Source organism: Pseudomonas sp. YA1 (assembly GCF_058680555.1).
On sequence record NZ_JBZWBG010000004.1, the window covers coordinates 223,522 to 249,019 of the forward strand.

Below are 25,498 nucleotides of genomic sequence, written 5' to 3' on the forward strand. Positions count from 1 at the left end.
TCAACCTTCCTCTTCGTCGCCCCGCCGCAGGCTGCTACCGGGTTGCGGCAGAGCGGGCGGCAGGGCCTTGGCTTGTGCCGGGGCGACCGCTTCGGAGCTTTCCAGCGGCAGGCGGATGCTGAAGCAGGTGCCGCGGCCCAGTTCCGAGCGTACTTCCATCTGGCCCTTGTGATTGTTGGTGATGATGAAATACGAGACGGACAGGCCGAGACCGGTGCCCTGGCCGACTTCCTTGGTGGTGAAGAACGGCTCGAAGATACGCTTGCGCACCAGTTCGGGCATGCCGCTGCCGTTGTCTTCCACCTGGACTTCCGCCCAGGGCGGCGTCAGGCGCGTGCGCAGGACGATCCGGCCCTGTTCGCCTTCCTCTTCGTCGTCGCGCTGGTGGATGGCCTGGGCGGCGTTCTTCAGCAGGTTGAGCAGGACCTGCTCGACCTCGTTGGCGATCACTGGCACCGGGCCGAGGTTGGGGTCGAACTCGTGGACGATCTGCAACGACTTGAAGTCGAAGCCTTCGGCCAGGTCGAAGTCGTTGCCGGCGATTTCCACCGCCTGTTCGAGCAGTGCGGGCAGTTCGCAAGCGGTCATCTGCCGGTGGCTGCGGCGGCTGAAGGCGAGCATGTGGGTGACGATCTTCGCTGCCCGCGAGCCGGCGTGCTGGATGCCTTCCAGCAGGCGCGGGATGTCGCGGCCGTCGAGGTAGTGATTGATGTCTTCCAGCGGCACTCCGACCTCGGCCGCCAGCTCGACGTTCTTCGCCAGCTCTGGGGACAGGCGCCGCTTGATGTTCTGCACGTTGTGCAAGATCGCGCCGAGCGGGTTGTTGATCTCGTGGGCCATGCCGGCGGCGAGGCTGCCGACCGAGAGCATCTTCTCCGATTGCACCATCACTTCTTCCAGGCTCAGCCGCTGGGTGATGTCGTCGATGCGGATCACCGCGCCGCGGCCGGTGCCGCCCATCAGCGGGTAGAAGGTCAGGGCGTAGTGGCGCGGCGTGTCGATCAGCGCCCAGGTGACCCGTTCGACACGCTCCACGCTGTGCTTCTCGGCAGCCCGGGTGAGCTGCGGAAGGAACGGCTTGAGCGAGGGAAAGGCGAGGAACACCGGCTGGTTGACCGCATCGTCCAGGCTGGTGCCGGAAAGCTGGCTGGCCTCCTGGTTCCACTGCGTGACGTAGAGTTGTTCGTCCACCGCGATCAGCGCCGAAGGCATGGAGTCGATGATGCTGTTGAGGTAGTGCTGGAAACCGGTGAGCTTCTTCTCGATCTTGCTGCGCACCTGTACTTCCAGTTCCAGCTTGCGGTTCGAGCGGCGGGTTTCCTCGGCCAGGCTCTGGGCCTGCTCGACCGCTTCCTGGGCATCGTCGCGGGCGCGCTTGAGCTGCTGCTCGCGGGCCTCGATGCGAGTCAGCATAGTGTTGAACGCGTCGGCCAGGCGGCCGATCTCGTCGCCGTTGCCGCGCTGGGCGCGGAGGGCGTAGTTCTCCTCACGAGTGACTTGCCGCGACAGTTCCTCGAGATCGCGGATCGGCCGGGTGATCAGGCGGCGTATCTGCTGCGCCACCAGCAGCCAGAGCAGCACGCTGACGCCGAGGATCGCCAGGCTGGCGGTGAGGGTTCCGGTGTAGAACGCGCTCGGCAGTTCGCCGCTGGCCACCAGCAGTAGGTAGCCGGGGCGGGCGTTTTCCTGGGGCAGTTCGATCAGCGCGTTGAGGCGGTACTCGCCGCGCCTCCAGTGCTCCAGGCGGTCCAGGCGGGCCGGCAGCTTGAGGGTGTCGCCGCGTTGCAGCTCGGCCAGCATCAGCCCATTGCTGTCGTACAGGGCCGCGGCGCGCAACGGCTGGTAATCGTTGAGCTGGCGCAGCAGGACCTCGGCGGTCTGCGGCGAACTGAGCGCCGGCTGGCTGAGCGCCGGGTTGGCGATCAGCCGGCCGATGGTCTGCATCGCCTGGGGGGCGACGCTTTCCTGGGAAATCCAGTAGGCGGCGCTGATGAACGCCAGGTTGGCCACCAGCAGCACGGTGGCCAGCAGGATCAGCAGGGCGGCGAGCAGTTTCTGCCCTACGGGCAGGTTGTCGAGGCGCTGGCGCAGGTTCATGGGCTCTGGCGGTCCGCGGCGAAAAGGAATGGCGGGCAGGGTAACGCGCTTTAGCGGTCGGGCAAACCGCGCTGGCGCAGATGGGCCTGGAGGCGGGCGAGCAAGGTTCCCAGGCGCGGCAGCGGTAGTCCCAGGCGCTGCCCATGCTGGCAGGCGTAGCCGAGCAGATAGCCGATTTCCGTGCGCCGGCCCCGGGTGACGTCCTGATGCATCGAGGAATAGTTGGCCGCGGTGGCGTCGATCACCGCCCGGACATCCTCCAGCAGGCTCCTGGCGGCGGCGTCGTAGCCGCTGGCGTGGAGCAACTGGCCGAGTTCGTCGCAAAGCGCGGCGATCTCTTCCGGGTGCTGCCGCAGGCCGCCGTTGCGGCAATCGTGGAGGACGGTCAGCGGGTTGATCGCGCAGTTCAGGGCCAGCTTGCGCCACAGGCGTTCGAGGATGTCGTCGCTCCAGCTGTGCGGGATCCCGGCCTGGGACAGCTGTGCCAGCCAGGCGGGGGCGCTTGTGTCGCGCGGATCGCCGAGCCAGGTGTGCCCGCGGCCGGCGAAGACCACGCGGAAATCGCCATCGCGGAACGCGCCTTCGGTGCTGGAGGCGAACAGGCAGCGGCTGCGCGGCAGGCGGGCGGCGACCGCCTGCTGGCTGCCCAGGCCGTTCTGCAGCAACAGCAGTTCGGCGTTGCCGGCCAGGCGATGGGCCACGCTGGAGGCGGCTTCCTCCGCGTCGTAGGCCTTGCAGGCCAGCAGCAGGCGCTGGATGGGTTGCCCGCCGTCCGGGGTTTCCGCGGCGATCGGGTAGAGGCTGGCCTGGCCGTCTTCCACCAGGCTCAGTCCGCCGGCCTGTTGGTAGCGGCGCAGGCGCTGGCGGTCGCGCAGGATCAGGCGGACGGGCAGGCCGGCGCGCCCGAGGCGCGCGGCCCAGAGGCTGCCGAGGCTACCGGCGCCGAGGATATGCCAGGTCATGGTGGCTACTGCGAATGGCTGACGATAGAGCGAAGTCTAGCGCAGTGCCGGTAGCCGGCAGGTTGCGATCCTGCCGCTGGCATAGGCATCGGGCAACAGGGCCTCGGTGCGCTGCAGCAGTTCGTCGATGCCCAGCGGCAATGCCCCGCTGTCGAGGCCGAGCATGGCGATGCCGGCTTTCAGGCTGATGAAGCCTTCGCTGGTCTTGAAGGCCTTCAGGTTGAGCCCGTCGTGCAGCCGCTTGAAGCTGCTCGACGAGCATTCGTGCAGGTCCTCCACCAGGGTGATCAGGGCGAAATGCTGCTCGTCCAGGCGCACCAGCACGTCCAGCGGCCGGACCAGCTGTTGCAGGCGCCTGGCCACGCCGAGCAGCAGCTCGCGATGGAAGGCCTCGCCGTGCCGCTGGCGCAGGACCGGTGCCTCGGGCATGCCGACCAGCAGGTAGCACAGCGCTCCACCGCGGGTTTCCACCTGGCGCAGGCTGTCGGCCAGCTTCTGGCGCAGGTAGCGGGGATTGCCGAGGCCGGTGAGGGTATCCACCAGGTTGCGTTCTTCCATCCGCGCGATGTTTTCGGTGAGCAGGCGGTTTTCCACCAGCAACCGTTGCAGGGTGTTGCACAGGCGGTCGGCTGCGTAGATGCGCGGCACCAGTTGCTCGTTCATCGCGGCCTTGCTGACGAAGTCGTCGACGCCGCGGTCGAAGGCCTCGCCGAGGACGTTCTCGCCTTCCTTGCCGGTGAGCAGGACGATGTAGGTGTAGTGGTTGATGCTTTCGTCCAGTTGGCGGACCCGGGCGGTCAGTTCCAGGCCGTCCATCTCCGGCATCAGCCAGTCGGCCAGGAGCACGCTGACCGGGCGTTGTTCGAGCTGCTGCAGGGCCTCGCTGGCGCTGCTGGCGAAGCGGATGTCCTGGTAGCCGGCCTGGCTGAGGGCGCGGCCGATCATGGCGCTGGAAAACTTGGCGTCGTCGACGACCAGGATGCTGAGATCGGGGTTGGGCATGAACGGACTCGAGAAGAGGATGGGCGCCGGTACGCTGCCGGCAAGGGCCCGGTTCGTCGCGGGAGGCCGGGTCCCGACCGCGGTCGCGCGCGCCATCGGGAAGAAATCGTCGGTCTCCGCCACACCGGCGGGCATTCGCTCGCGAGGGCTCGGTTATAATGGGCGGGCATTTTTTACCGTCAAGCCAGGCGCGGTTCCGTCTGTGAACCCTGTCGCGCCGTCCATCTGGAGAGATGACATGCCTTCGTTCGACGTGGTGTCCGAACTGGACAAACACGAGTTGACCAACGCCGTGGACAACGCCATCAAGGAACTGGATCGCCGTTTCGACCTGAAAGGCAAATGCAGTTTCGAAGCCAAGGACAAGTCGGTGACCCTCACCGCCGAAGCCGATTTCATGCTCGAGCAGATGCTCGACATCCTGCGTTCCAACCTGGTCAAGCGCAAGGTCGACAGCCAGTGCATGGAGATCAAGGATGCCTACCCGTCGGGCAAGGTGGTCAAGCAGGAAGTGAACTTCCGCGAGGGCATCGACAAGGACCTGGCGAAGAAGATCGTCGGCCTGATCAAGGAGCGCAAGCTCAAGGTCCAGGCCGCCATCCAGGGCGAGCAGGTGCGCGTCACCGGCAAGAAGCGCGACGATCTGCAGGAGGCCATCGCCCTGCTGCGCGGCGAATCCCTCGGCATGCCGCTGCAGTTCACCAACTTCCGCGATTGACGAGGTTTTTCGGAACCTCTCGCCATCCCGGGCATCGCAATAGGGAGTAGCGCCGCCGCGACCTCTCCCGCGTTGTCCGCCCCTGTCGGCGCAGCGTCGGTTCGTCCGCGCTGCGCCGATTCGTATCCAGGCCCGGGAACGTCGGCCCACGGCGTCCGGGCAGGAATCTGCAAGCCCGTCCCGTTTCCGTTGCGGAAGGGAGGGGTGTTTTTTCGAGAAATGGAGGTAATGCATGGAATTGAACTACGACCGACTGGTGCAGCAGACCGAGTCCTGGCTGCCGATCGTGCTGGAGTACAGCGGCAAGGTCGCCCTGGCGCTGCTGACCCTGGCGATCGGCTGGTGGCTGATCAACACCCTGACCGGCCGGGTCGGCGGCCTGCTCGCCAGGCGCAGCGTCGACCGGACCCTGCAGGGCTTCGTCGGCAGCCTGGTGAGCATCGTCCTGAAGATCCTGCTGGTGGTCAGCGTGGCTTCCATGATCGGCATCCAGACCACCAGCTTCGTCGCCGCCATCGGCGCCGCCGGCCTGGCCATCGGCCTGGCCCTGCAGGGCAGCCTGGCTAACTTCGCTGGCGGCGTGCTGATCCTGCTGTTCCGCCCGTTCAAGGTCGGCGACTGGATCGAGGCGCAGGGCGTGGCCGGCACCGTGGATTCGATCCTGATCTTCCACACCGTGCTGCGTAGCGGCGACAACAAGCGGATCATCGTGCCCAACGGGGCGCTGTCCAACGGAACGGTGACCAACTACTCCGCCGAGCCGCTGCGCAAGGTGATCTTCGACGTCGGCATCGACTACGACGCCGACCTGAAGAATGCGCAGAACATTCTCCTGGCCATGGCCGACGACCCGCGGGTTCTGAAGGACCCGGCACCGGTGGCGGTGGTTTCCAATCTCGGCGAAAGCGCGATTACCCTGTCCCTGCGGGTCTGGGTGAAGAACGCCGACTACTGGGACGTGATGTTCATGTTCAACGAAAAGGCCCGCGACGCGCTGGGCAAGGAAGGTATCGGCATTCCCTTCCCGCAGCGGGTGGTCAAGGTTGTGCAGGGCGCGATGGCCGACTGAGGTCCGTACGATCCACGAAAAGGCCGGCGAATGCCGGCCTTTTTCATTCTCGCCTCAGTGCTGCTCGGCGTTCTGGTGTCCCGGCGCCGGCGTCTCGCTGGACGGCGCGCGGCGCAGCCACAACCAGCCGATCAGCAGCAGGGTGGGAATGCCCATCACCGCGGTGACGTAGAAGAAGTGCTCGTAGCCGAGGCTCTCGACCATGGTTCCGGAGTAGCCGCCGATGAAGCGCGGCAGCAGGAGCATGGTCGAGCTGAGCATGGCGTACTGGGTGGCGGAGAACTTCAGGTTGGTCAGGCTCGACAGGTAGGCGACGAAGGCCGAGGCGGCGAGGCCGCCGCTGAAGTTGTCGAGGGTGATGGTCATCACCAGCATCAGCACATGCGGCTCGAGCGCCATCACCAGGCTGATCACGTCATGGCTGGGCAGGGCCTCGGCGTGCAGCGGGCCGAGCTGGGCGAGCATGGCGAACAGCAGGTTGGTGGCAGCTGAAGCGGCACCGCCGATGAACAGGATGGAGAGGATGCTGAAGCGGGCGATCAGCACCCCGCCGGCGGCGGCGCCGATCAGGGTCATGAGTACGCCGAAGACCTTGCTGACACTGGCGATGACTTCCTTGGAGAAGCCCATGTCGATGTAGAAGACCCCGGCCATCACCCCCATCACCGTGTCCGACAGGCGATAGGTGGAGATCAGGCCGAGCAGCAGCAGGGCCTGCCAGCGATAGCGCTGGACGAACTCGGTGATCGGCGTCAGCACCGGTGCCATCAGCAGGCGCCCGGGTGCCGACAGGCAGGACGCGGCGATCAGCAGGAACAGCGTGCCGCGTGGCCAGGCACCGGAGTAGTAGGCGCGGCACATGGCGGTGACGGTGACGAGGAGGATGATCAGCACCATCACCGAGACCGCCTGGTGGACGAAATCGAACAGCGGCACTTCCTTGCCGCGCGCCGCCACCAGCAGCGGCCTGCGCACGGTGGCGAGCAGTTCGCGGACCGGGCGGATCTGCTGGCGTCCCCACGGTGACAGGCAGATCCCCATGAGCAGCGCGTAGAGGCCGGCGCGCGGCCAGGCGCGGTCGAGGAGGGCGGTGATCATCGCCGGCAGCGAGATCAGCAGGATCAGCAGCAGGAGCACCGAGAGCAGTTGGTGGTTGAAGTCGAAACGCGACGGATTGACGTGGATCGGCACGTCCACCGCCGGCTCGCGGATCAGCAGGCTGGTGACCAGCCCGGGCAGGATCAGCAGGGCGAACAACGCATAGGTCAGGCCCCAGGCCGACTGGCTGTAGTTGAGGCTGGTGGAGCCGAACCATTCGGCGAGAATCAGCGCGCCGGCGCTGGCCAGCAGGATCGCCGCGCGGTAGCCGGTCATGTAGCAGGCGGCGAGGGCGGCCTGGCGGCTATCCTCGGCGATTTCCAGGCGGTAGGCGTCGATCGCGATGTCCTGGGTGGCGGAGGCGAACGCCACCAGCAGGGCCAGGCCGATCAGCCAGGGCAGGTGGCTCTGCGGATTGCATAGGGCCATGCCGAGCAGTCCCAGGGCGATCAGCACCTGCGAGAACACCAGCCAGGAACGGCGCCGGCCGAGACGGCCGACGAAGGGCAGGCGCCACTGGTCGAGCATCGGCGACCAGACCCACTTGAAGGCGTACACCAGCCCCAGCCAACTGGCGAAACCGATGGTATCCCGCGCCACGCCGGCTTCGCGCAGCCACACCGACAGGGTGTTGAACACCAGCATGGTCGGCAGGCCGGCGGCGAAGCCGAGCAGCAGGAGGGCCAGGCTGGCGGGAGACTTGTAGGCGACCAGGGCCTCTCGCCAGGATTGCTGAGTCATGGGGTAACCGTTCCGCAAAAAATAACGCGCACTCTAACCGCTCTACTTCGCTGTAAGCCAGCCATGCCGACGTATGTCCACCCTGTCGTTGTGCAGGAGAACGCCTTCCTCGCGCAAGCGTGCGCGTTGTTCGCGACCGCCGGGACTGTCCGCCGGCAGGCTGATGCGACCGCCGGCGGCGAGAACCCGATGCCAGGGCAGGCGGGTATCCACCGGCAACTGGCTGAGCATCCTGCCGACCCAGCGGGCGGCGCGGCCGAGGCCGGCCAGTTCGGCCAGTTGCCCGTAGCTGACCACCTGCCCCGGCGGCACCTGCGCCAGCACCAGGTACAGGGCCTCGCGGCGCGCCTGGGCACTTGCCGGGTCGCTGCCGGCCCAGGCATGCTCATCGGTTTTCCCTTTCCTGTCCGCCTTGTGAACGCCCATGTCGCTCAGAGCCCTCTGTTCAATCGTCGTGATGCTCCTGGCCGGCCCCGCGCTGGCCGACACCGTATGGCTGGACAACGGCGACCGCCTGTCCGGCGAGATCGTGCTGATGGACGGCGGCAAGCTGGCGCTGAAGACCCGTTATGCCGGCCAGGTGCTGATCGATTGGAAGGATATCGACACCATCAGTTCCGACAAACCCCTGCTGATCAAGCAGCAGGGCGTATCCGGGCAGCGTAGCCGAACCCTGGAGGCGGCGGGCAAGGGCATGGTGCGGATCGTCGATGGCGGCAGCCATACCGTCCCGCTGGCCAGTATTCGCCAGATGGTGCCGCCGCGACCGCTGGTGGAGGACCTGGTCTGGGAGGGCAATCTCGACGTCAAGCTGGACAGCAAGCGCAACGACAGCGACAAGGACGAATGGAAGCTCAAGGGCGATACCCGGCTTCGCCACGGCGCCTGGCGCCACGTGCTGGCGGGGGAAGTGGAGCGGGAAAAGAAGGATGGGCGCAAGGTCGAGGACAACTGGGAGCTGGACTACGACCTCGATCGCTTCTTCGACGAACACTGGTTCTGGCGTGGCAGCTATTCGCAGAAGCACGATGCGATCGACAACCTGGAGCGCCAGAGCGCGCTGGGAACCGGCCCCGGCTACCAGTTCTGGGACGACGAACTCGGGCGTTTCGACCTGGTCGCCGAGATCAGTCGCTGGCAACTGGAGTGGCGCGATCAGCCGCGCGAGGATTTCACCTCCTATTCGCTGGAGTGGGACTACAAGCGGCTGCTCGCCGGGACCCGGCTGGAGCTGTACAGCAAGGGAACCGTGCTGGTTCCCGGCATCGAGCGGATCGACTACCTGCTCGACAGCGAATACGGCCTGCGCTATCGCCTGAACAGTTGGGCGCGTCTTTCGTTCCTCTATGAACTGGACCAGTTGCGCACCGAGGGGGGCACCCAGTCCGACCGGCACTACCTGATCGGGGTCGGCGTCGGCTGGTGACGCGGCTCACCTTTCGGTCGATCCGGCTGAACTTTACCGCCCGTGCCCCGGTCCTTGCTCTGCCGCCCGGCATTTGGATAATGCCGGCCTCTTCGAACCCAACTCAGTTGATTTGTGCTCATGTTGTCGAGAATCCTGCTGTGCCTCGCTGCCCTTGCAAGTTCCACCTCTGCCCTTGCCGATACGGTCTGGATGAAGAACGGTGACCGCCTTACCGGCAAGATCACCCTGTTCGACGGCGGCAAGCTGCTGCTGAAGACCGACTATGGCGGCGACATCACGCTCAAGTGGGACAAGATCTCCACCTTCGAGAGCGAGCAGAACCTGCTGGTCAAGCAGGATGCCGAGACCGGCGAGCATTCCAAGGGCATCAGGGCCGCCGGGCCGGGCCAGGTGACCCTGGTCAACGGCGAGCCGAAGACCGTGGAGCTGGCCAGCATCCAGCAGATGATGCCGCCCAAGCCGATCCTCCAGGACTGGGTATGGAACGGCAACGTCGATTTCTCGCTGGACCGCAAGCAGGCCGAGAACGATGTGTCCGACTACGACATCGATTTCAAGACCAACGCCCGCCACGGACTCTGGCGCCACAACGTGCAGGGCGAGTACAACCGCGAGAAGAAGAACGGCCTGGTCAGCACCGACAATTATTCCGGCCAGTACGCGCTGGACCGCTTCATCGACGACCACTGGTTCTGGCAGGGCCAGGTCGCCTACAAGCGCGACATGATCGAGGACCTGGCGAAGAAGCGTACCGTCGGTACCGGCCCTGGCTACCAGTTCTGGGACAACGAGCTGGGCGCGTTCTCCATCGCCACCCTGGTCAACCGCAACGACTACGAGTTCGCCGACGGCGAGAAGGAACACTTCTATTCGTCGAGCTTCAAGTGGGACTACAACCGCTACCTGCTGGCCAAGCAGTTCGAGCTGTTCACCAACGGCGAGGTCAGCAAGCCGCTGCAATCCGGCCTGGACTACGAGCTGCAGACCGAGGCGGGGATCCGCTACAAGCTGACCAGTTGGGCTTCGCTGAGCATGAAGGCGGAATGGGACAAGTTCAGCGGCAACGACGGCAACGTCAACCAGCGCCGCTATACCTTCGGCCTCGGGGTCGGCTGGTAAGCCGGCCTGCACGAAAAAGCCCCGCGATAGCGGGGCTTTTTCCTTGCCGGGCCGGGGCCTACAGGCGCAGGCCGCCGTCCAGTTCGAGAACGCGGCCGGTGTAGTAGTCGTTCTCGAAGATGTAGGCCACCGAATGGGCGATCTCCACCGGCTTGCCCATGCGCTTCAGAGGGATGCCGGCGGTCATCTTCTCCAGCGCCTCGGGTTTCATCCCGGCGGTCATCTCGGTCTCGATGAAGCCCGGCGCCACGCCGGCCACGCGGATGCCGTAGCGCGCCAGTTCCTTCGCCCAGACCACGGTATCCGCGGCGACCCCGGCCTTGGCTGCCGAGTAGTTGGCCTGGCCCATGTTGCCGGCGCGGGAGATCGAGGAAATGTTGACGATCGCGCCTTCGTTCTTCAGCTCGATCATCTTCGCCGCCACTTCGCGGGTGCAAAGGAACACACCGGTGAGGTTGACGTCGATCACCGATTGCCATTGGGCCAGGCTCATCTTGCTCAACTGGCCGTCCTTGACCTTGATGGTCAGGCCGTCGCGGAGGATGCCGGCGTTGTTGACCAGGCCGTTGATCGCGCCGAAGTCGCTGGCGACCTGGGCCACCATGTGGGTAACCTGTTCCTCGTCCGCCACGTTGCACACGTAGGCGCGAGCGTCGCCGCCGGCGGCCTTGCAGGCAGCGACGGCTTCGTCGAGACGTTCGCGGTTGAGATCGACCAGGGCCAGCCTGGCGCCCTTGCCGGCGAGATATTCGCCCATTGCCCGACCGAGCCCCTGGCAGCCGCCGGTGATGATGATGACCTTGTCTTTCAATTGCATTGCTTGGAACCCCACGAGCAGTTTCTGGAAGCGGACCTTGCCGGCACCTGCGAACGTACTTTGATATGCCCGTCCGTTTACGACGGATTCTATGCAAGGAGTCATAAATTGAGCGTTGAAGCTGCAAAGAATGCCCGAGAATTGCTGCTCAAGGAATACCGTGCGGTCCTTTCCACCCACTCGAAGAAATGGCCGGGCTTTCCTTTCGGCTCGGTGGTTCCCTATTGCCTGGATGCCGAAGGCCGGCCGCTGATCCTGATCAGCCGGATCGCCCAGCACACCCACAACCTGCTGGCAGACCCGCGCTGCTCGATGCTGGTAGGCGAGCGCGGCGCCGAGGATATCCAGGCTGTCGGCCGCCTCACCCTGCTGGCCGAGGCGCGGCAATTGGCGGAGGAGGAGGTCGCCGCGGCGGCCGAGCGCTATTACCGCTATTTCCCCGAGTCCGCCGACTACCATCGGGTCCACGATTTCGACTTCTGGGTGCTGCAGCCGGTCCAGTGGCGTTTCATCGGCGGTTTCGGCGCGATCCACTGGCTGGCCGCCGAGCGCGTGCCGCTGGCCAATCCGTTCGCCGGAGAAGCCGAGCGCGGCATGGTCGAGCACATGAACAGCGACCACGCCGCCGCCATCGCCCACTATGTGGAACTGGCCGGACTGCCGGCGCATGCCGCGGCGCAGCTGGCGGGAATTGATACAGAAGGTTTCCACCTGCGCATCGGCCAGGGCCTGCACTGGCTGCCGTTCCCCGCCGCCTGCGGCAACCCCGGGGCCGTGCGCCAGGCGCTGGTGCAACTGGCCAGGGCCGAGCGCTGGCCGACCGTCGAGCCGGAGCAGGGTTGAATTCTTCCCCGGCTGGCGCCAACTACTGGTGGTACCGGGGGCAAACGGGCCCCGCCAAGGACTCTGAAATGCGCGCTTTCCTCTTTCTGCTGTTGCTCTTCCCGCTGGTCGAGCTGGCCGTCCTGATCAAGGTCGGCAGTGTCATCGGGGTCGGCTGGACCCTGTTCCTGATCGTCGCCAGCGCCTTCATCGGTGCCGCATTGTTGCGCGTGGCCGGCGTGGCCACCGCCTGGCGCGCCCGCGAACGACTGGCCCGTGGCGAACTGCCGGAGCAGGAAATGCTCGAAGGCCTGTTGATCGCCGTCGGCGGCGGCCTGCTGATGCTGCCGGGTTTCATCAGCGACATCTTCGGCATCCTCTGCCTGATTCCTTTCACCCGTCGCCTGATGCTCGGCGGCCTGCGCCGCCGCGTCGAACAGCAGGCGCTGCGCCGGCGCGCCTTCGCCGACGACCTGAACGCCCGCTACGGACAGGGTCCGTCGCGGCCGAACGTCATCGAGGGCGAGTACGAGCGCCGCGACGATTCGCGCAACTGAAAAAAAATTTCACTGCATGCCCTTGAAATGGCTTGTGGCGACCTTATGTAACGGTCACCGCAAGGTCCCTGCCACAAGGGCAGGCTGTCTTACGCGGCTCGCGCGTCGAGTCGCAACCCGGCAACGCCGGCTTCAACAAAACCCGCCGGACTTCGATCCGGCCGTTGGAAACCACTGTTTGGGAGAGTTACGACTATGAAGCTTCGTCCTCTGCATGATCGCGTCGTTATCCGTCGCAGCGAGGAAGAGACCAAGACCGCAGGCGGCATCGTGCTGCCGGGTTCCGCCGCCGAGAAGCCGAACCGCGGTGAAGTGGTAGCCGTAGGTACCGGTCGTGTACTGGACAACGGCGAAGTGCGCGCTCTGGCAGTGAAGGTGGGCGACAAGGTGGTCTTCGGGCCTTACTCCGGCAGCAACGCCATCAAGGTCGATGGCGAGGAACTGCTGGTGATGGGCGAGTCCGAAATCCTCGCCGTCCTGGAAGACTGATCGGTCTCACCACTCCGTTTTCACCGAATTCGATTTAGAGGAAAGAGAACATGGCTGCCAAAGAAGTTAAGTTCGGCGATTCCGCTCGCAAGAAAATGCTGGTCGGCGTGAACGTGCTGGCCGATGCTGTCAAGGCCACCCTCGGCCCGAAAGGCCGCAACGTGGTTCTGGACAAGTCCTTCGGCGCTCCGACCATCACCAAGGACGGCGTTTCCGTCGCCAAGGAAATCGAGCTGAAAGACAAGTTCGAGAACATGGGCGCGCAACTGGTGAAAGACGTTGCCTCCAAGGCCAACGATGCTGCCGGTGACGGCACCACCACCGCGACCGTCCTGGCCCAGGCCATCGTCAACGAAGGCCTGAAGGCCGTTGCCGCCGGCATGAACCCGATGGACCTGAAGCGCGGCATCGACAAGGCCACCGTGGCCATCGTCGCCCAGCTGAAAGAGCTGGCCAAGCCCTGCGCCGACACCAAGGCCATCGCCCAGGTAGGCACCATCTCCGCCAACTCCGACGAGTCCATCGGCCAGATCATTGCCGAAGCCATGGAAAAAGTCGGTAAAGAAGGCGTGATCACCGTCGAGGAAGGCTCGGGCCTGGAAAACGAACTGTCCGTCGTCGAAGGCATGCAGTTCGATCGCGGCTACCTGTCCCCCTACTTCGTGAACAAGCCGGACACCATGGCTGCCGAGCTGGATAGCCCGCTGCTGCTGCTGGTCGACAAGAAGATCTCCAACATCCGCGAAATGCTGCCGGTGCTGGAAGCCGTCGCCAAGGCCGGCCGTCCGCTGCTGATCGTCGCCGAGGACGTCGAGGGCGAAGCCCTGGCCACCCTGGTGGTGAACAACATGCGTGGCATCGTCAAGGTCGCGGCCGTCAAGGCTCCGGGCTTCGGCGACCGCCGCAAGGCCATGCTGCAGGACATCGCCATCCTCACCGGCGGTACCGTGATCAGCGAAGAAGTCGGCCTGAGCCTGGAAGGCGCTACCCTGGAGCACCTGGGCAACGCCAAGCGCGTCGTGATCAACAAGGAAAACACCACCATCATCGATGGCGCCGGTGTGCAGGCTGATATCGAAGCCCGCGTCCTGCAGATCCGCAAGCAGATCGAGGAAACCACTTCCGACTACGACCGCGAGAAGCTGCAAGAGCGCCTGGCCAAGCTGGCCGGCGGTGTTGCCGTGATCAAGGTAGGCGCTGCCACCGAAGTCGAGATGAAAGAGAAGAAAGCCCGCGTCGAAGACGCCCTGCACGCTACCCGTGCGGCGGTGGAAGAGGGCGTGGTTCCCGGCGGCGGCGTAGCCCTGGTTCGTGCCCTGCAAGCCATCGAAGGCCTGAAGGGTGACAACGAGGAGCAGAACGTCGGTATCGCCCTGCTGCGTCGCGCCGTCGAATCGCCGCTGCGCCAGATCGTGGCCAACGCCGGCGACGAGCCGAGCGTAGTGGTCGACAAGGTCAAGCAGGGTTCCGGCAACTACGGCTTCAACGCTGCTACCGGCGTGTACGGCGACATGATCGAGATGGGCATCCTGGACCCGGCCAAGGTCACTCGTTCCGCTCTGCAGGCTGCGGCCTCCATCGGCGGTCTGATGATCACCACCGAAGCCATGGTTGCCGAGATCGTGGAAGACAAGCCGGCCATGGGCGGCATGCCTGACATGGGCGGCATGGGTGGCATGGGCGGCATGATGTAAGCCGACCGGCCCCTGTGGTTGGAAAAGCCCCGCTTCGGCGGGGCTTTTTTTATTCCTCAGCGCGGGCAGTCCTGGCGGTAGCCCGGCAGCTCCTTTGCCGCCGGTTCGCAGGCCAGGCGCAGCGCCTGCTTCAGGTCGTCGGGCAGAGTGGCGCGGCTGATCGGCCGCCAGTGCATGCGTTCGCCGAAATAGCGCGCCCAGTGGAATTCGATGAAATAGCTCTGCCGATCCTTGTCGAAGGCGTTCTCGTCCTCGGCGTAGCCGGCCAGGGCGCGGTAGGGATCGTCGCCAAGCCCGGCGAGAGCGTCCGGCAGGGCCTCGGGCGGGATCTCCGCGCCACGCGCATCGTGCAGCCAGACCCAGTGGTTTTCCTGCATCTTCTTCCAGAAGTCGGTGGCCTGGGGTAGCCGGCCGATCACCTTCACCGGTACGCCCTGTTTCGGGTCCAGGCGCCAGAGCGCGCTACTCAGGTGATGGCGATCGGTGAGGTAGAAGCGGCCGCCGGGGCCGATCACCACCGGAATCTCCTTCTTGCGCAAGTAGCGCTCGAGAGCCTTGGGCTTCTTCCCGGCGAGCTTGGCCTGGTCATCCTCGACCTGCAGCAGGCCGACATTCTGCTGGGTCGGGTGGAGGGCCGCGAGTGGCAGCTCGCACCAGCTACCGACAGAGGTTTGCGGCGAGCAATCCTCGGCCTGGGCGGTGGCGGACAGGAACAGGCAGCAAAGCAGCAGGGCTGGGCGCATGGGGGACTCCGGCGAAGGAAGGGGAAAGGTTCCCTAGACTGGCACGCTTCGGGCGATCCGGCGTACTCCGGCCTTTGATAGGTGCCTCGCTTTGTGCCAATCTTGCCGACAGGAGATGGCATTCCTCCTTCAACCGCCCCTGGGGCTGATGATGCCTACGCATGAACCTGGAAAGGCGCGTAGGCGCTCGCCTGCCGCCTGTCCGAATCGCTCCTACAAGGACAGGACTATGTGGAAATCCATTCTCGCCATCGCCCTCGGCGCCGCCCTGGGGGCGTTGCTGCGCTGGTTCCTCGGGCTCAAGCTGAACAGCCTGCTGCCCAGCATTCCCCCCGGCACGCTGCTGGCCAACCTGGTCGGCGGCTATGTCATCGGCGCGGCGATTGCCTATTTCGCCCAGGCGCCGGGCATCGCTCCGGAATGGCGGCTACTGATCATCACCGGGTTCTGCGGCGGCCTGACCACTTTCTCCACCTTTTCCGCCGAGGTCGTCAGCCTGCTTCAGGAGGGCCGCCTGGGCTGGGCCGCCGGGGCCATCGCGACGCACGTCAGCGGCTCGTTGCTGATGACTCTGCTGGGGTTGTTCTCGATGAACTGGATGCTGGGCAAATAGCGCAGCGGGAGGACCGACCATGCAAGGCTATCAACTGACCTTCATCACCCAGCAGGGGCGCCGCCACCAGGGCCAGCCGATCTGCGACTGGCTGCTGCAAGAGGCGCGCCGCCTGGGCGTGCGCGGTGCCACCGCGCTGGCTGCCAGCGAAGGCTTCGGCCAGAGCGGCCGGCTGCATTCGATGCACTTCTTCGAGCTGGCCGACCAGCCGCAGGAAATCCTCATGGCGGTCGATCCCGAGCAGGCAGAACGGCTGTTCGAGTCGATCCGCCAGGCGGGTGTGCGGCTGTTCTACATGAAGGTGCCCATCGAGTTCGGCGTGCTGGGAGCGGACGAACCGTCTCCCTGAACGCGGTTTTCGTCGGCGCCGCCGTTGCGCTGTCCTCGCTTCTCCGGTCGGTAGAGCATCAGGCGGTACAGGCCGAGGCAGATCAGCCAGTCGAACAGCATCGTCCACAGGTTGTGCGAGAGGAAGTGCGCACCTTGCAGCATGCGCGACAGCGACAGCAGGCAGCCCATGGCGAAGGCGAAGGCCAGGGCGTAGCGCGCCAGCCTGGGCTTGCGGTCGCGCAGGGCGAAGAACAGTGCGAACAGGACGAATCCGGACGATGCGTGCCCGCCCGGCCAGCAGCGTCCGGGGTGCTCGGTCGGCGGCCGCGGGCTGAGCAGCGAACTGTAGGTTTCCTCGCCGCCGAACTGCGCCAGGCTCCAGGGGCACTGCACGGCGGTGAGCGCCTTGAGCGGAGTGACTATGCTGGCTGCAAGGCTCATGGCGAGGAACGCATAGGCCAGCGGCCGGCTCAGTGCGCGCCATGGCCGATGGAACAGTCCGGCGATGGAGACCAGCAGGCCGAGGACGCTGATGGCGATCACCAGTTGCTTGACCCGGTCGTGCAGGATGTTCTCCAGGAACCAGCTGTGCCGGCCGATGAAGCCGGCGCCCGGCTCGTACATCAGGTTGGCCAGGGCGAGGTCGAGGGTCACCGGCTCGAAGGCCAGCAGCAGTGCCGCCAGGCCCAGCGGCAGGGCGAGGAACAGCCAGGGGTTGAATGGACGGGAAGGGGAATGGACGGCGGCCTGGGTCATGCGATCTCCAACGCTGGCGTTGACGTTCTCTTGACTTCGACGCTGGTTAAATCCACCGCCGGGGTTCGTGCGCATCCGCAAAGCCGCTATGATCGGCGGCCATGGAAGACGCCATGCAGTCTCTGGTGGCGAGCGTAGAGCCGGTGTGAATCGCCGGTGAAGAATCCGTAAATGCGCGAGAGGCGCTCGATCGGTCTTCCTGCGAAGGAGTGGGACATGCGAATACTGGTGGTCGAAGACAACCGCGACATCCTGGCCAACCTGGCCGATTACCTGTCGCTCAAGGGCTATACCGTGGATTGCGCGCAGGACGGGCTGTCCGGCCTGCACCTGGCGGCCACCGAGCACTACGACCTGATCGTGCTCGACGTGATGCTGCCGGGAATCGACGGCTATGCCCTGTGCCGGCGCCTGCGCGAAGACGCACGGCGCGACACCCCGGTGATCATGCTCACCGCCCGCGACCAGTTGGACGACCGCCTGCAGGGGTTTCGTTCCGGCGCCGACGATTACCTGGTCAAGCCCTTCGCCCTTTCCGAACTTTCCGCACGCATCGAGGCGGTGCTGCGTCGCGCCCAGGGTGGCGGCCGCCGCGAGCTGAGCGTGGCCGATCTGAGCTATGACCTGGACACCCTGGAGGTCAAGCGTGCGGGCAAGTCGCTCAAGCTCAACCCGATCGGCCTCAAGCTGCTCGCCGTGCTGATGCAGAAGAGCCCCCATGTGGTGCGCCGGGATGCCCTGGAAGAAGCGGTCTGGGGCGACGACTGCCCGGACAGCGACAGCCTGCGCAGCCACGTCCATCAACTCCGTCAGGTGATCGACAAGCCATTCTCCGTGGCCTTGCTGCATACGGTGCATGGCGTTGGCTACCGCCTGGCGGAGGAGCCGAATGGAGTATAAGCAGAGCCTCGCCCGCCGGATCGTCATCGCCTTCATGTTGATGACGGTCGCTGTGGGAGGACTGTTCTCCGCCGGCATCGTCGGCGTGGTCCACATCATCGAGGAGCGCCTGATTTCCCGCGACCTGGGCGGCGAACTGGAGCGCATCCTGCGCGACGACCTGGCCCAGGGACGCAACCCGGTGCTCGATCCCGGCATGCGCTTCTTCATCAGCGACGGCCAGGGCTCCTACGCCATGCCGCCGGCGCTGGACCAACTGGATGTCGGTTTCCACGAAGTGTTCGAGGGCGACTTGTCGTTCCATGCGCTGGTGCGCGACATCGATGGTCGCCGCTTCGTCCTGCTGCAGGACCAGAGCGATTTCGAAGCGCGCGAGCAGGTGCTCTATGCCTCGGTGCTGACCGGCTACGTGCTGAGCATCGCCCTGGCCGGCCTGCTTGGCTGGATGCTCGCGCGCAAGGTGATGGAGCCGGTGGTGCGCCTGGCGCGCCAGGTGCGGCATCGCGAACAGTTGCTCGGTCTGGCGCCGCCGTTGGCGCCGGACTACGCCAACGACGAGGTCGGCGAGCTGGCCGCTTCCTTCGACGAGACCCTTGGCCGCCTGCGCGACGCGCTCAAGCGCGAGCAATTGTTCACCAGCGACGTCAGTCATGAGTTGCGTACGCCGTTGATGGTCATCGCCACCTCGTGCGAACTGCTGGCCGAAGAACCCAGCCTCGGCCCGCGCGCCCGTGGCCAACTGGAGCGGATGACCAAGGCCACCGAGGAGATGCGCGATCTGGTGCAAACCTTCCTGTTGCTGGCGCGTGCGCAGAAGGGCGAGGAAAGCCTGGCGCCCCACGGTAGCCTGGAGAGCATCGCCGACGACCTGGTCCAGGTCTGGCGCGAACAGGTCGAGGCGCGAGGACTGACCCTGCACTACCGCAACGAAGGTGCCTGCGCCGGCCAGTTCAACGCGCCGCTGCTGCGCGCGGTGATGGGCAACCTGTTGCGCAACGCGACCCACTACACCGATGCCGGGAGCATCACGCTGACCCTCGACGAGCATGGTTTCAGCGTCGAGGACACCGGGGCGGGCGTCCCGGAAGAACAACGCGAACGCATTTTCATGCCCTTCGTTCGCGGCAGTTCCAGCTCCGGGCGCGGCGAAGGTCTTGGCCTCGGGCTCTCGCTGGTGAAGCGGATCTGCGCGGCCGAGGGCTGGAGCGTAACCCTCAGCGCGGTGGAGCCGCACGGCTGCCGGTTCGAAGTTTTACTCGATGTTGCTTGACGAAAAATTCACCACCCCTTGACCCGAGCTTGACGGCTGGATTCATACCGTTCGTCTCATGAATCCTGGAGTTCCCGTCATGAACAATCCGCCTGTCGACCTCGACTTTTCTCACAAGTATGATCGCGAGCATGCTGAGGCCTACCTGAAGAAGCATCAGGACGGCCTCGCCCGGAAACTTTCCCACCGGCGCGACGTCCAACTCGCCCGGCACGCGCTGAAGCTCGCGGGGCAGCCCAACCTGGTGCTCGACCTGCCCTGCGGCGCCGGACGCTTCTGGCCGCTGCTGGCGGAAAAGGACAACCGGGTGATCATCGGCGCCGACAATTCCGCGGACATGCTGGCGGTCGCCTGTGCCGGCCAGCCGGACGGTGTGGTGAAACGGGTACGGCCCTTGCAGACTTCCGCTTTCGCCATCGACCTGCCGGACAGCTCGGTGGACAATATCTTCTGCATGCGGCTGCTCCACCACATCGGCGAGGCGGACGATCGACGCGTCCTGCTCCGCGAGTTTCACCGGGTCACGCGGGACAGCGTGATTCTTTCCCTCTGGGTCGATGGCAATTTCAAGGCCTGGAAGCGTAGGCGCATGGAGGCACGGCGGGTAGCGAACGGGGAACAGACCGGCTACCAGAACCGCTTCGTGTTACCAGCCGAAACGGTCGAGCGCGAGTTCCGCGACGCCGGCTTCGTCGTCCAGAAGCATCTCGATTTCATCCCGCTGTATCACATGTGGCGGGTCTATATCTTGCGAAAGGAATAACGATGGCTCCCGATCTGGCATCCCTGCAACGTATCTCCGGCGACTCCGCCATCGACCAGTGGTTGCAGGTACCCGGCAGCTGGGTCGAGGAGCCCAACGAGCGCCGCGGCGGGGCGAGCGGCGTGCAGCGGGTGTACACCGGCGATGGACGGCTGCTCTATCGCAAGCAGCAGACCGGCCACGTCTACCGCGACTGGCAGCGCCCTTTCGGCTATCCCACCGCCATGCGCGAGCGCGACGCGCTACGGGCCTTCGAGTCGCTTGGTATTCGCGTGCCGCGCCTGGTCTATTCCGGCTGCCGCAAAGTCGACGGACAGTGGCAGGCGCTGCTGGTGACCGAAGCCCTGGAGGGTTTCTCCAGCCTCGACGAGTGCTATGCGCGCGGTGACCAGGACCGCTGGGGCGAAGCGAAGCACCAAAGAATTCTGCAACAAATCGGCGCTACCATTGCCCGGATGAATCTCGCCCACTGGCAGCACGGTTGTCTCTATCCGAAGCACATCTTCGTCCGCGTCGAGGGCGAGGCCATCGAAGTAGCGCTGATCGACCTGGAGAAGAGCCGCCGCCGCCTTACGGTGAACAAGGCGTCCCAGCACGACCTGAAGCAGTTGAAGCGCCGTTCGTCGTGGACTGGCGCGCAGTGGCAAGCCTTCATCTATGGTTACCAGACGGCGTTTGGCAGCGCCATCAAAGGGTTGCAGACATGAAATTAGAAATCACTCGAGGTTTGTTGCTGGTCGGCGCTCTCGCCGTGGCTACAGCCGCGGCTGCCGCCTGGCACGAACCCGCGCCGAACGTGGTGCAGATGAGCGGCGGTCATGAGTACTGCCCGACGCCTTCGGTGCTCAAGGCCGAGCGGCCGACGCGCCAGGAGGTCCAGCCGAACAAGGACATCCTGCTGCTGATGTTCGGTCTTTCCCAGGGGGGAGCCAGCCTGTCGCGCTGAGTCTCCTTGTCGAAAAAGCCCCGCCTTGGCGGGGCTTTTTCATGGGCGATGAGATCGTCGGAGGCATGGGCCGAATAAGGACCAGGCCTCATGCGCCACCTTGCCGCGGCGCGCCAGGCTTGCCCTAGGCGACCTGGAACACGTGCTTGAGGTAGTGGATGAAGTCCGGGTCCCGGCATTGCGCCTTGCCGGGCGTATCGGAGATCTTCGCCACCGGATGGCCGTTGCAGGCGCTCATCTTCACCACGATGTTCATCGGCTCGACGCCCGGCAGGTCGCAGGTGAAATGCGTGCCTATGCCGAAGCTGACGTTGATCCGGCCCTGCAACGCGCGATAGATCTTCAGGGCCCGCGGCAGGTCGAGGCCGTCGGAGAACACCAGGGTCTTGGTCAACGGGTCGATGCCCAGCTTGAGGTAGTGGGCGATGGTCTTTTCCGCCCACAGCAACGGGTCGCCCGAGTCGTGGCGGAGGCCGTCGAAGAGCTTGGCGAAATAGAGGTCGAAGTCGCGCAGGAAGGCATCGGTGGTGATGCAGTCGGTCAGCGCGATGCCGAGCAGCCCACGGTATTCGCGGACCCAGCAGTCCAACGCGGCACTCTGGCTGTCGATCAGGCGCGGACCGAGCTGCTGGTGGGCCATCAGCCATTCGTGGGCCATGGTGCCGAGGGGCTTGAGGTCGAGCTTGCGTGCCAGGTGGACGTTGCTGGTGCCGACGAAGCAGCCCGGAAAGTCATCCTTCAGACCGCTCACCACCGCCTCGTGGACCCGATAGGAGAAGCGGCGGCGGGTACCGAAGTCGGCCATCTTGAAGCCGGCCAGTTCCTCGGCGCTGGCCTCCCGGCGCAGCCAATCGAACTTTTCCTGCAGGCGTTCGCGCGCCTGCTCGACGGTGGCGGCCGGGTAGCGGGCGCGGTTGCGCACCTCGCTGATCATCGCCAGCAGCGGCACTTCGAAGAGGATCACGTGCAGCCAGGGACCTTTCAGGCGCAGGAAGAATTCGTCGTTCTCGATGCCGGTCTGCACGTAGCGCGGGTTGAAGCGGAACAACCCGAGGAAGCGGATGAAGTCCGGCGCGAGGAAGGGAATCCGTTCGAGGAAGGCCAGTTGCTCGTCGCTGATCGCCAGGCCCGCCAGGTATTCCAGCTGTTCGCGGATGGCCGGCAGGTACAGGCGCAGGTCTTCCTGGTTGCGGCAGCGGAACTCCCACTCCACCTCGGCGTTGGGATAGTTGTGCAGCACCGCCTGCATCATGGTCAGCTTGTAGAAGTCGGTATCCAGCAGGTTCTGCACGATACGTTCGGAAAAAGCGCTCTCGGCCATGCTCGTCTCACCACTGCGTTTCAGCGGGCAGTCTACTGGAGGCAGCTGCCGGCGGACATAGGATCGCGCCCGGAGGGCTGTGGGATGGGGCGACAGCGCCGGCGGACAGCGCTGTTGTCTCTGTCCGCCGTTTCCGATCAGTGTGAGTTTGCCGCTTGCGTCACGCCTGGCGGGGCATCCGGCCTGGCCACCAGGGTGTAGATGCACGGCAGGACGAACAGGGTGAACAGGGTGCCCACCGACATGCCGGTAGCGATCACGATGCCGATGTCGAAGCGACTGACCGCCCCGGCGCCGGTGGCGAGGATCAGCGGGATCACCCCGAGCACCATCGCCGCGGTGGTCATCAGAACCGGCCGCAGGCGGATCGCGGCGGCCTGCTCGATGGCCTCGCGACGCCCCAGCCCCTGTTCGTGGCGCAACTGGTTGGCGAACTCGACGATCAGGATGCCGTGTTTGCTGATCAGGCCGATCAGTGTCACCAGGCCGACCTGGGTATAGATGTTCAGGCTCGACACGCCGAGGAACAGCGGTATCAGCGCACCGCAGATCGACAGCGGCACGGTGACCATGATCACCAGCGGATCGCGGAAGCTTTCGAACTGTGCGGCGAGGACCAGGAAGATGATCGCCAGGGCCAGTCCGAAGGTGACCAGCAATGCGCTGCCTTCCTGCACGTATTGCCGGGAAGCGCCGGCGTAGTCGACGGCGAAGCCGCGCGGGGCTTCCTCGCGGGCGATCTGCTGAACCGTCTCGATGGCCTCGCCCATGCTGACGATGGGGAAGCCGGAGATGATCGCCGAGTTGAGCTGCTGGAACTGGTTCAGTTGCCGTGGCCGTGCCCGTTCGTGGGTCTCGATCAGGGTCGAGAGGGCGACCAGTTGGCCGTTGCGGCTCTTCACGTAGTAGCTGCCGAGCCAGCCGGGATTGTCGCGATAGGGGCGTTCGACCTGGGCGATGACCTTGTAGCTGCGCCCGTCGATGGTGAAGCGGTTGATCTCGCCCTCGCCGAGCAGGCTGGCCAGCGCCACCCCCAGGTCCTGCATGGAGACGCCCATCTGCGCGGCCTTCTCGCGGTCGATGTCGACCACCAGCTCGGGTTTGTCGAACGCCAGGTCGAGATCGAGGAAGGCGAACTTGCCGGACTCGCTGGCGCGCTGCTTCACCCGTTGCGCCACTTGCAGCAGCGACTCGTAGTCGTTGGCGGTGTTGAGCACGAACTGGAATGGCAGGCCCTCGCCGGTGCCCGGTAGTGACGGCAGGTTGAAGGCGAAGATCTGCACGCCGGGAATCTCGTTGAGCTTCGCCTGCACCGCATGGAGCAATTCCATCTGGCTCTTTTCGCGTTCGTCCCAGGGCTTGAGCAGCATGCCGCCGATGCCAGCCTGGACGCCGTTGTAGCCGTTGATCTGGAACGCCGAGTAATACTCCGGGAAGCTGCGAAAGATGCCTTCGAACTCGGCGGTATAGCGATTCAGGTAGTCGAGGTTGGCGGTCTGCGGCGAGTTGGTCATGAGGAACACGATGCCCTGGTCCTCTTCCGGCGCCAGCTCCTTCTTGGTGAACATCAGCAGTACCGGGATCAGCGCCAGTACCAGCACGGCGAACACCAGGACCACCGGACGGGTGTCCAGGGTGCCGTGGAGGGCGCGCTGGTAGCGTCGCTTCAGGCCCTCGAAGATCAGGTCGAGGCGATGCGCCAGGCCCGAGGGATTCTCCTCGTGGCGCAACAGGCGCGAGCACATCATCGGCGACAGGGTCAGGGCGACGATCCCGGAAATGATCACCGCGCCGGCCAGGGTGAAGGCGAACTCCTTGAACAGGGCGCCGGTGAGGCCGGTGAGGAAGCCGATCGGCGCGTAGACCGCGGCGAGGGTGATGGTCATGCTGACCACCGGTACGGCGATCTCCCGCGCGCCCTCCAGGGCAGCCTCGAAGGGCGGCTTGCCCTCCTCGATGTGGCGGTGGATGTTTTCCACCACCACGATCGCGTCGTCCACCACCAGGCCGATGGCCAGGACCATCGCCAGCAGGGTCAGCAGGTTGATCGAGTAGCCCATGGCCTGCATGAAGAACAACACGCCGATCATCGACAGCGGAATGGTCACCACCGGGATCAGTACCGAACGGAACGCGCCGAGGAACAGGAACACCACCACGATGACGATCAGCACCGCCTCGCCGAGGGTCTTCACCACTTCGTCGATGGAGGCCTGGATGAAGCGCGTGGCGTCGTAGGCGATGGACACCTTGAGGTTGGGCGGCAATTGCTCTTCCAGTTCGGGCATCTTCGCCCGCACTTCCTTGATCACGTCCAGCGGGTTGGCGCTGGGCGTGCCCTTGATGCCGATGTAGACCGAGGGAATCCCATTGAACGAACTGATCGCGTCGTAGCTGGCGGCGCCCAGTTCGACCCGTGCGACATCGCCCATCAGCACCCGGCGGTCGCCGTCGGTCTTCACCGGGATGGCGGCGAAGGCCTGGGGCGACTTGAGGTCGGTGGAAGCATTGACGCTGGTGACCACCAACTGGCCCTTCACCTCGCCGGCGGCGGCGAGGAAGTTGTACTGCTGCACCGCCTGGTTGATCTCGCCGGCGGTGACGCCGAACGCGGCCATCTTCACCGGGTCCAGCCACAGGCGCATGGCGAACACCTGGTTGCCGAGGATCTCCGCCTCGGCGATACCGGGCAGGGTCGCCAGCTTGGGCTGGATCACCCGCGACAGGTAGTCGGTGATCTGCGGGTTGTTCATCTGCTCGCTGTAGAAGCTGATGTACATCAGCGCCGAGGCGTCCGCGGCCTCCTTCTGCAGCACCGGGTCCTCGGCGTCCGGCGGCAGCTGGCTCTTCACTTCGTTGGACTTGGCCAGCAGCTCGGTGACCAGGCGATCGGTATTGGCGCCGATCCGCGCGTAGATGGAGATGGTCGAATAGTTCTGCCGGCTCACCGAGGTCATGTAGTCGATGCCTTCGGCGCTGGCCAGGCTCTGCTGCAGCGGCTGGGTGATGTAGCCCTGGATGGTCTCCGCGTTGGCTCCGGCGTAGAGCGTGGTCACCGTGATCAGCGCGTTCTCCATTTGTGGATACTCGCGGATCACCAGCTTGCTGAAGGCCTGCATGCCGAGCAGGACGATCAGCAGGCTGACCACGCTCGCCAGGACCGGACGACGGATGAACGGATCGGTAAAAGCCATGTTTCAGTCCCTTGGCAAGCCTTCCGCCACGGAGCGGGAAGGCGCGCG

The 25,498-nt window shown here is 65.2% G+C and carries 25 protein-coding genes and 1 riboswitch; of the genes, 15 read left to right on the top strand and 10 right to left on the bottom strand.

Annotated features, from left to right (window positions below):
* Genes AC4OR5_RS07405 through AC4OR5_RS07415 form a run of 3 tightly spaced genes read right to left on the bottom strand, consistent with a single transcriptional unit; the run spans position 1 to position 4,196 of the window.
* Complete coding sequence (locus AC4OR5_RS07405) at positions 1-2,097, bottom strand: sensor histidine kinase (protein ID WP_023107805.1); 2,097 nt, start codon at positions 2,095-2,097, stop codon at positions 1-3.
* A gap of 50 nt (positions 2,098-2,147) precedes the next feature.
* Positions 2,148-3,059, bottom strand: a complete 912-nt coding sequence (locus AC4OR5_RS07410) for a putative 2-dehydropantoate 2-reductase (RefSeq protein ID WP_003110160.1) — start codon at positions 3,057-3,059, stop codon at positions 2,148-2,150.
* 36 nt (positions 3,060-3,095) lie between these two features.
* The gene (locus tag AC4OR5_RS07415) at positions 3,096-4,196 is read right to left on the bottom strand and encodes a GGDEF domain-containing response regulator (RefSeq protein ID WP_023107803.1); all 1,101 of its coding nucleotides are present in this window, start codon (positions 4,194-4,196) and stop codon (positions 3,096-3,098) included.
* A gap of 103 nt (positions 4,197-4,299) precedes the next feature.
* Here AC4OR5_RS07415 and AC4OR5_RS07420 point away from each other — a divergent pair, with 103 nt between their 5' ends.
* Positions 4,300-4,779: a YajQ family cyclic di-GMP-binding protein gene (locus AC4OR5_RS07420; protein WP_003094081.1), complete on the top strand. Its 480-nt coding sequence runs from the start codon at positions 4,300-4,302 to the stop codon at positions 4,777-4,779.
* A 232-nt stretch (positions 4,780-5,011) separates the two neighbouring features.
* Positions 5,012-5,848, top strand: coding sequence for a mechanosensitive ion channel family protein (locus AC4OR5_RS07425; protein ID WP_003094078.1), 837 nt, complete (start codon positions 5,012-5,014; stop codon positions 5,846-5,848).
* Between the two features lie 54 nt (positions 5,849-5,902).
* On the opposite strand, the gene ampG is transcribed toward AC4OR5_RS07425, so the two are convergent.
* Together ampG and AC4OR5_RS07435 are read right to left on the bottom strand one after the other, a co-directional pair.
* Entirely contained in the window at positions 5,903-7,687 is a 1,785-nt protein-coding gene (gene ampG / locus AC4OR5_RS07430; protein ID WP_003094076.1) for an MFS transporter AmpG, read from the bottom strand.
* 42 nt (positions 7,688-7,729) lie between these two features.
* Positions 7,730-8,113 (bottom strand): MGMT family protein, encoded by a 384-nt coding sequence (locus AC4OR5_RS07435; RefSeq protein ID WP_049320662.1) that lies wholly within the window; start codon positions 8,111-8,113, stop codon positions 7,730-7,732.
* On the opposite strand from AC4OR5_RS07435, the gene AC4OR5_RS07440 reads away from it, so the two are divergent.
* Entirely contained in the window at positions 8,112-9,113 is a 1,002-nt protein-coding gene (locus AC4OR5_RS07440) for a DUF481 domain-containing protein (protein ID WP_003120893.1), read from the top strand. The two genes, AC4OR5_RS07435 and AC4OR5_RS07440, sit on opposite strands and share 2 nt — an antisense overlap.
* Positions 9,114-9,227: 114 nt before the next feature.
* Positions 9,228-10,235: a DUF481 domain-containing protein gene (locus tag AC4OR5_RS07445; RefSeq protein WP_003134709.1), complete on the top strand. Its 1,008-nt coding sequence runs from the start codon at positions 9,228-9,230 to the stop codon at positions 10,233-10,235.
* Between the two features lie 58 nt (positions 10,236-10,293).
* On the opposite strand, the gene AC4OR5_RS07450 is transcribed toward AC4OR5_RS07445, so the two are convergent.
* Positions 10,294-11,052, bottom strand: coding sequence for an SDR family oxidoreductase (locus tag AC4OR5_RS07450; RefSeq protein WP_003094072.1), 759 nt, complete (start codon positions 11,050-11,052; stop codon positions 10,294-10,296).
* A gap of 108 nt (positions 11,053-11,160) precedes the next feature.
* On the opposite strand from AC4OR5_RS07450, the gene AC4OR5_RS07455 reads away from it, so the two are divergent.
* From AC4OR5_RS07455 to groL, 4 genes are all read left to right on the top strand, one after another.
* Positions 11,161-11,895 carry a HugZ family pyridoxamine 5'-phosphate oxidase gene (locus AC4OR5_RS07455; protein ID WP_058161125.1) on the top strand — a complete coding sequence of 245 codons (735 nt, stop codon included), beginning with the start codon at positions 11,161-11,163 and terminating at the stop codon, positions 11,893-11,895.
* Between the two features lie 68 nt (positions 11,896-11,963).
* Positions 11,964-12,431: an FxsA family protein gene (locus AC4OR5_RS07460; protein ID WP_003094066.1), complete on the top strand. Its 468-nt coding sequence runs from the start codon at positions 11,964-11,966 to the stop codon at positions 12,429-12,431.
* Between the two features lie 195 nt (positions 12,432-12,626).
* A complete protein-coding gene (locus tag AC4OR5_RS07465; protein ID WP_003094064.1) occupies positions 12,627-12,920 on the top strand; it encodes a co-chaperone GroES in 294 nt (97 codons plus the stop codon).
* Positions 12,921-12,970: 50 nt separating this feature from the next.
* Positions 12,971-14,614, top strand: coding sequence for a chaperonin GroEL (groL, locus tag AC4OR5_RS07470; RefSeq protein WP_003094059.1), 1,644 nt, complete (start codon positions 12,971-12,973; stop codon positions 14,612-14,614).
* Positions 14,615-14,670: 56 nt separating this feature from the next.
* Here the strand turns inward: groL and AC4OR5_RS07475 are convergent, their stop codons facing one another.
* Entirely contained in the window at positions 14,671-15,357 is a 687-nt protein-coding gene (locus tag AC4OR5_RS07475) for a ParB-like protein (RefSeq protein ID WP_003094054.1), read from the bottom strand.
* A 102-nt stretch (positions 15,358-15,459) separates the two neighbouring features.
* Positions 15,460-15,522, top strand: a riboswitch (Fluoride riboswitch).
* 64 nt (positions 15,523-15,586) lie between these two features.
* On the opposite strand from AC4OR5_RS07475, the gene crcB reads away from it, so the two are divergent.
* Positions 15,587-15,970 carry a fluoride efflux transporter CrcB gene (gene crcB / locus AC4OR5_RS07480; protein WP_003094051.1) on the top strand — a complete coding sequence of 128 codons (384 nt, stop codon included), beginning with the start codon at positions 15,587-15,589 and terminating at the stop codon, positions 15,968-15,970.
* A 19-nt stretch (positions 15,971-15,989) separates the two neighbouring features.
* On the top strand, positions 15,990-16,319 hold the full coding sequence (locus AC4OR5_RS07485; protein ID WP_023107802.1) for a DUF190 domain-containing protein: 330 nt from the start codon (positions 15,990-15,992) through the stop codon (positions 16,317-16,319).
* On the opposite strand, the gene AC4OR5_RS07490 is transcribed toward AC4OR5_RS07485, so the two are convergent.
* Entirely contained in the window at positions 16,262-17,056 is a 795-nt protein-coding gene (locus tag AC4OR5_RS07490; protein ID WP_023126540.1) for a phosphatase PAP2 family protein, read from the bottom strand. The two genes, AC4OR5_RS07485 and AC4OR5_RS07490, sit on opposite strands and share 58 nt — an antisense overlap.
* 216 nt (positions 17,057-17,272) lie before the next feature.
* Between AC4OR5_RS07490 and AC4OR5_RS07495 the strand changes: the two genes are divergently transcribed.
* From AC4OR5_RS07495 to AC4OR5_RS07515, 5 genes are all read left to right on the top strand, one after another.
* Entirely contained in the window at positions 17,273-17,956 is a 684-nt protein-coding gene (locus tag AC4OR5_RS07495) for a response regulator transcription factor (RefSeq protein ID WP_003094039.1), read from the top strand.
* On the top strand, positions 17,946-19,226 hold the full coding sequence (locus tag AC4OR5_RS07500) for a sensor histidine kinase (RefSeq protein WP_003094037.1): 1,281 nt from the start codon (positions 17,946-17,948) through the stop codon (positions 19,224-19,226). The genes AC4OR5_RS07495 and AC4OR5_RS07500 overlap by 11 nt, the downstream gene beginning before the upstream one ends.
* A gap of 79 nt (positions 19,227-19,305) precedes the next feature.
* Positions 19,306-19,989, top strand: coding sequence for a class I SAM-dependent methyltransferase (locus tag AC4OR5_RS07505; protein WP_003094031.1), 684 nt, complete (start codon positions 19,306-19,308; stop codon positions 19,987-19,989).
* Positions 19,990-19,991: 2 nt separating this feature from the next.
* Positions 19,992-20,696: a lipopolysaccharide kinase InaA family protein gene (locus AC4OR5_RS07510; protein ID WP_003094029.1), complete on the top strand. Its 705-nt coding sequence runs from the start codon at positions 19,992-19,994 to the stop codon at positions 20,694-20,696.
* Positions 20,693-20,935 (top strand): hypothetical protein, encoded by a 243-nt coding sequence (locus AC4OR5_RS07515; protein ID WP_012077171.1) that lies wholly within the window; start codon positions 20,693-20,695, stop codon positions 20,933-20,935. Before AC4OR5_RS07510 ends, AC4OR5_RS07515 begins: the two co-directional genes overlap by 4 nt.
* Before the next feature lie 124 nt (positions 20,936-21,059).
* On the opposite strand, the gene pncB is transcribed toward AC4OR5_RS07515, so the two are convergent.
* Positions 21,060-22,256: a nicotinate phosphoribosyltransferase gene (gene pncB, locus AC4OR5_RS07520; protein WP_003094025.1), complete on the bottom strand. Its 1,197-nt coding sequence runs from the start codon at positions 22,254-22,256 to the stop codon at positions 21,060-21,062.
* A gap of 137 nt (positions 22,257-22,393) precedes the next feature.
* Positions 22,394-25,450 (bottom strand): multidrug efflux RND transporter permease subunit MexW, encoded by a 3,057-nt coding sequence (gene mexW / locus AC4OR5_RS07525; RefSeq protein ID WP_023126539.1) that lies wholly within the window; start codon positions 25,448-25,450, stop codon positions 22,394-22,396.
* Between the last annotated feature and the right edge of the window lie 48 nt (positions 25,451-25,498).

Excerpts from the sequence above, each read along its gene's own strand:
- AC4OR5_RS07420 (WP_003094081.1), top strand. The coding sequence starts at position 4,300 with ATGCCTTCGTTCGACGTGGTGTCCGAACTGGACAAACACGAGTTGACC.
- AC4OR5_RS07460 (WP_003094066.1), top strand. The coding sequence starts at position 11,964 with ATGCGCGCTTTCCTCTTTCTGCTGTTGCTCTTCCCGCTGGTCGAGCTG.
- AC4OR5_RS07475 (WP_003094054.1), bottom strand. The coding sequence starts at position 15,357 with ATGCGCCCAGCCCTGCTGCTTTGCTGCCTGTTCCTGTCCGCCACCGCC.
- crcB (WP_003094051.1), top strand. The coding sequence starts at position 15,587 with ATGTGGAAATCCATTCTCGCCATCGCCCTCGGCGCCGCCCTGGGGGCG.
- AC4OR5_RS07510 (WP_003094029.1), top strand. The coding sequence starts at position 19,992 with ATGGCTCCCGATCTGGCATCCCTGCAACGTATCTCCGGCGACTCCGCC.
- AC4OR5_RS07425 (WP_003094078.1), top strand. The coding sequence starts at position 5,012 with ATGGAATTGAACTACGACCGACTGGTGCAGCAGACCGAGTCCTGGCTG.
- AC4OR5_RS07465 (WP_003094064.1), top strand. The coding sequence starts at position 12,627 with ATGAAGCTTCGTCCTCTGCATGATCGCGTCGTTATCCGTCGCAGCGAG.
- groL (WP_003094059.1), top strand. The coding sequence starts at position 12,971 with ATGGCTGCCAAAGAAGTTAAGTTCGGCGATTCCGCTCGCAAGAAAATG.
- mexW (WP_023126539.1), bottom strand. The coding sequence starts at position 25,450 with ATGGCTTTTACCGATCCGTTCATCCGTCGTCCGGTCCTGGCGAGCGTG.
- AC4OR5_RS07450 (WP_003094072.1), bottom strand. The coding sequence starts at position 11,052 with ATGCAATTGAAAGACAAGGTCATCATCATCACCGGCGGCTGCCAGGGG.
- AC4OR5_RS07515 (WP_012077171.1), top strand. The coding sequence starts at position 20,693 with ATGAAATTAGAAATCACTCGAGGTTTGTTGCTGGTCGGCGCTCTCGCC.
- ampG (WP_003094076.1), bottom strand. The coding sequence starts at position 7,687 with ATGACTCAGCAATCCTGGCGAGAGGCCCTGGTCGCCTACAAGTCTCCC.
- AC4OR5_RS07505 (WP_003094031.1), top strand. The coding sequence starts at position 19,306 with ATGAACAATCCGCCTGTCGACCTCGACTTTTCTCACAAGTATGATCGC.
- AC4OR5_RS07495 (WP_003094039.1), top strand. The coding sequence starts at position 17,273 with ATGCGAATACTGGTGGTCGAAGACAACCGCGACATCCTGGCCAACCTG.
- AC4OR5_RS07415 (WP_023107803.1), bottom strand. The coding sequence starts at position 4,196 with ATGCCCGCCGGTGTGGCGGAGACCGACGATTTCTTCCCGATGGCGCGC.
- AC4OR5_RS07490 (WP_023126540.1), bottom strand. The coding sequence starts at position 17,056 with ATGACCCAGGCCGCCGTCCATTCCCCTTCCCGTCCATTCAACCCCTGG.
- AC4OR5_RS07500 (WP_003094037.1), top strand. The coding sequence starts at position 17,946 with ATGGAGTATAAGCAGAGCCTCGCCCGCCGGATCGTCATCGCCTTCATG.
- AC4OR5_RS07485 (WP_023107802.1), top strand. The coding sequence starts at position 15,990 with ATGCAAGGCTATCAACTGACCTTCATCACCCAGCAGGGGCGCCGCCAC.
- AC4OR5_RS07440 (WP_003120893.1), top strand. The coding sequence starts at position 8,112 with ATGTCGCTCAGAGCCCTCTGTTCAATCGTCGTGATGCTCCTGGCCGGC.
- AC4OR5_RS07410 (WP_003110160.1), bottom strand. The coding sequence starts at position 3,059 with ATGACCTGGCATATCCTCGGCGCCGGTAGCCTCGGCAGCCTCTGGGCC.
- pncB (WP_003094025.1), bottom strand. The coding sequence starts at position 22,256 with ATGGCCGAGAGCGCTTTTTCCGAACGTATCGTGCAGAACCTGCTGGAT.
- AC4OR5_RS07405 (WP_023107805.1), bottom strand. The coding sequence starts at position 2,097 with ATGAACCTGCGCCAGCGCCTCGACAACCTGCCCGTAGGGCAGAAACTG.
- AC4OR5_RS07435 (WP_049320662.1), bottom strand. The coding sequence starts at position 8,113 with ATGGGCGTTCACAAGGCGGACAGGAAAGGGAAAACCGATGAGCATGCC.